General features: G+C 39.3%; 2 protein-coding genes. One reads left to right on the top strand and one right to left on the bottom strand.

What is annotated here, in order from left to right; all coding sequences use genetic code 11:
• Positions 1–106: type II toxin-antitoxin system RelE/ParE family toxin (locus tag EDI28_RS27590; protein ID WP_199287504.1), on the top strand; the 106-nt coding region annotated here is incomplete at its 5' end.
• Positions 107–240: 134 nt separating this feature from the next.
• Here the strand turns inward: EDI28_RS27590 and EDI28_RS25870 are convergent.
• Positions 241–825, bottom strand: a complete 585-nt coding sequence (locus tag EDI28_RS25870) for a hypothetical protein (protein WP_128786690.1) — start codon at positions 823–825, stop codon at positions 241–243.
• Positions 826–1,064 lie beyond the last annotated feature (239 nt).

Here is a 1,064-nt window from a genome sequence, read left to right as displayed (position 1 = left end):
GCTTACCCTACTTGGATACAGCTATGAGGACGGAACAGTTATTCTCGAACTCATGGCTTTAGGCTCACACGAAAATTTTTACCGAGACGTAAAACGATTTTACTAATTTTATAACCACTGAGCAGAAGAATGCCTAGTGGTTGTAACGTCTACAATAAGGTGTGCTAACGCTGAACTAGCCAAGCACACTGAACTCCAAACCAAAACTGCCGAGTGTAATGCATCACCTTGATTGTTTTGTTATATGCTAATTTGAGCAGTAAACTTTGAAATTAATAATTTTTCAATTTCACGCAACTTTACATTTATAAAGTTCACTTCATTATTGCTTAGCTTATGTGGATTGTTCCTGAATTTATATCGAGCACTCACTGCATCTTCGATCACAACAGAAATTTTCTCGCGTGTATCTTCATCGACTATCGCACTATATTGGCACAAGAAATGCTCAAGAGACTTAATAATATCATCACACCGTTCACCAGTTAGAGCTAATTCGTCAGTGTAGGAATCATATGCTTCCAACAACGTTTTAGGTGTCGGAGTAAGATGAGCAACTAGCCCTGAAAAGTGAGAGCCCGCTTCGAACTGTTTCTCGAAAATAAATTCCGATTTTTTTAACCGCACTTTATAGCTCTCAGTACCAGATAGCAGTTCATTTTTTGTTTTTTCTAACTCTTTAGCATTTTCACTTTTTACCTTTTCCAATAGCTTATCCGCCCATAACTTTCCGAAAAAGCTTGAGCCTTTATAGATAATTGCGCAAGCTCCACCAAGTGAAGCAAGAATCGCCGCTGCTACTTTAATTATTTCACCAAAATCCATGAATACCTTCTTGTCGATTAATTTACGAACGAGCATATAACGCCTGCAATAAGGTGCCCCACGACTAACCTACCAAGCACACCGAACTTCAAACCAAAACCGCCGAGTCAAACAAGTCACCTTGATACCTTTGTTATGCAACTCCATCCATTAATACGATCATACTTGGCCGAAAATCTTTCCACGCGTGATAAATCTGCGGCATACAGGCAACAAATCCGGACTCTGATAATTCCGAT

This window comes from Photobacterium chitinilyticum (assembly GCF_004104355.1).
Taxonomy (GTDB): Bacteria; Pseudomonadota; Gammaproteobacteria; order Enterobacterales; family Vibrionaceae; genus Photobacterium; species Photobacterium chitinilyticum.
Note: the sequence above shows the minus strand (reverse complement) of the source record. Positions and strands in the feature narration are given on the sequence as shown.

Coding starts and splice junctions, on each gene's coding strand:
- EDI28_RS25870 (WP_128786690.1), bottom strand. CDS start 825: ATGGATTTTGGTGAAATAATTAAAGTAGCAGCGGCGATTCTTGCTTCA.